Origin of the sequence: Paraburkholderia sp. SIMBA_027 (assembly GCF_046535315.1) — a bacterium.
Lineage (GTDB): Bacteria > Pseudomonadota > Gammaproteobacteria > Burkholderiales > Burkholderiaceae > Paraburkholderia > Paraburkholderia tropica.
Genome location: NZ_JAWRWY010001356.1, coordinates 1 through 245 on the forward strand (window position 1 = coordinate 1; position 245 = coordinate 245).

General features: G+C 60.4%; 1 protein-coding gene. It reads right to left on the bottom strand.

What is annotated here, in order from left to right; genetic code table 11:
* On the bottom strand, positions 1–245 hold a 245-nt coding region (locus tag SB764_RS43600; RefSeq protein WP_410867252.1), incomplete at both ends, for a GNAT family N-acetyltransferase.

Below are 245 nucleotides of genomic sequence, written 5' to 3' on the forward strand. Positions count from 1 at the left end.
CTGCGTGATTCCATAATCCTTGCAGGGCAGGCCGTCCGAAACCTCGTCACTCAGAAACGTCATCCCGAGCTTTTCGGCCACCTTGATTGATGCATCATTGCCCGCAAAGATGTTGGCGACGATGCGTGGCAGGTTCAGTGTCTCGAAGCCATGATCCAGCACCGGACGGGCAGCTTCCGTCGCGTAGCCCTGGCCCCAGGCATGGCGGTTCAGCCGCCAGCCGATCTCGATGTCGGGTCCGATCG